Source organism: Bombella saccharophila, from assembly GCF_026385475.1.
Classification (GTDB): Bacteria; Pseudomonadota; Alphaproteobacteria; order Acetobacterales; family Acetobacteraceae; genus Bombella; species Bombella saccharophila.
The window spans coordinates 1-1565 of record NZ_JANIDW010000012.1 but is presented as its reverse complement, the minus strand read 5'-3'; the positions used below and the strand labels follow the sequence as shown (position 1 = coordinate 1565).

Below are 1565 nucleotides of genomic sequence, written 5' to 3'. Positions count from 1 at the left end.
TCCTGACAGGTCAGGCGTGGCAGGGATGGTAGAGCGAAGCTGGTCGATTTTTTGGTCGAGTGCTTGGTCGCCATTTTGACGCGCTGTAGCTTCGGCCGTGAGGTCTGATTGTTTGGCCAATCCCTCAATAGACGGAATATTGAGGCCAGAGATCGCCTGCCCTACCTGTTGTTGCGTCGCTAGCCCGGAGGTATCAGGGATGTCGCTCTTTTTAGCGTAAATTGATAGGTCAGGAGCAGTAGGGATGCTGGCTGCTACGCTGTTGATACGTTCGTTGAGAGTGTCGGTAGTTTGTGTCAGGGCGGTAGTTGTAGCGTAGGCTGAGAGGTCTAACGTCCCGGTGTTCCCGCCACTGTTAAATTGGTTGGCAGAGAATAGACCGACTGCCTCTCCCTGGACGCCGATTATACGATCGCCAGCCTGCACCTGGGCTAAAGTAGGTAGATCGCGAACACTAACGCGTCCGCTTTCACTAGCAACAGTAATAGTCGTCATGCGGTTAGAAACCTTCCATCAGCGAGGGTAAGTATGTAGTTGTTATTGGAGGTAAGGAGGTTGGGTTGGAGGGACGCGCCACTAGGTGGGGATAAACTCGCTTGCACGGTATCGACCGACCCGGCATCATCCAGCACGATGATGCGTAAGGGGCGGACATAACGGCGGCCTGTGCTGGTCTCGAGCGTCATGATGATGCTCTGCGTGCCGGGGGTTCCCCCTTGCAGCCCGATGGTGGCGAGCGCGTTGGAGAGGGCGGACCATAATAATTTCAGCCCTGTTTCTTGCGGCACATCCACCGTAAGGCGGATGACCATCTCGCCCGGTTCGCAGCAGAATGGGCTAAGATAGAGGCTGTAATCCAACGCATCGCCACGGTTCTTGCTGGGGAAGCCTTGGATGATGGCCTCTTTAGAGGGGTAAAGGGAGCGCACTGAGCATGGCATCATGTCATAACGTCCTTCTGCATGTCTGACGCCACTTGAAGCACCAAGCCACCATAGGGGTTCTGGCCGTTCTCGAAGCGGATAATGGCGTTCATGAGGCCAGAGAGTAAGCGGGGCGTGGGTTGTCCGAGCGTCTCATCAGGCTCCACGCCGAGGCTGTGAGACACGCCGTTGATATAGGCCGCCGTGTTATTCTCAGTCGGGGGCGCCCATTTGCTGATGATACCTGTTACGGTATCGATACGGTCGCGCAGGATGTAGCGAATAAGCTGGTCGCGCAGGGCCTCAAGCCCCGCCTCTGGTGTGGGGAAGCGTGCAAAGCGCGCGTTAGGCCCTGGCTCTAGCACCGCGCCGGGTTGGTGGGCAAAGTTGAGATTGCCGGGGTTGTTATTGCGGATGCCGCGGGGGCGGCTGTCGGTCTGGCTCATGCTTTACCCTCCGAAAAGATGAGGGTTGAGCGTATGAATAAGCTGATACAGCCCCACTGCTACGCCACCGCCAAAGGCCGCGCTGCCTGTGATGGCGGCGGTAATGAGGCGGGAGCGTGTGGAGATGGTGGCGGCAATCTGGTTGCTTAATGCCTCAATCCCTGCGCGTTGTTCACGGGCGAGATTGTCGATTTTA

The 1565-nt window shown here is 57.0% G+C and carries 4 protein-coding genes; all 4 read right to left on the bottom strand.

The features are described 5' to 3' along the window. The coding region (locus NQF64_RS08915) for a hypothetical protein (protein WP_266107153.1) at positions 1–495 on the bottom strand (495 nt) is incomplete at its 3' end. Further along, positions 492–944 carry a phage fiber-tail adaptor protein gene (locus NQF64_RS08910; protein ID WP_266107152.1) on the bottom strand — a complete coding sequence of 151 codons (453 nt, stop codon included), beginning with the start codon at positions 942–944 and terminating at the stop codon, positions 492–494. The genes NQF64_RS08910 and NQF64_RS08915, both read right to left, overlap by 4 nt. Continuing rightward, complete coding sequence (locus tag NQF64_RS08905) at positions 941–1369, bottom strand: structural protein P5 (RefSeq protein ID WP_266107151.1); 429 nt, start codon at positions 1367–1369, stop codon at positions 941–943. The genes NQF64_RS08910 and NQF64_RS08905 overlap by 4 nt, the downstream gene beginning before the upstream one ends. Before the next feature lie 3 nt (positions 1370–1372). After that, a partial coding sequence (locus NQF64_RS08900) for a hypothetical protein (protein ID WP_266107150.1) occupies positions 1373–1565 on the bottom strand: 193 nt, incomplete at its 5' end.

What these genes read in the sequence shown, in the direction of transcription:
- NQF64_RS08910 (WP_266107152.1), bottom strand. Translation starts at nt 944, where the DNA reads ATGATGCCATGCTCAGTGCGCTCCCTTTACCCCTCTAAAGAGGCCATC.
- NQF64_RS08905 (WP_266107151.1), bottom strand. Translation starts at nt 1,369, where the DNA reads ATGAGCCAGACCGACAGCCGCCCCCGCGGCATCCGCAATAACAACCCC.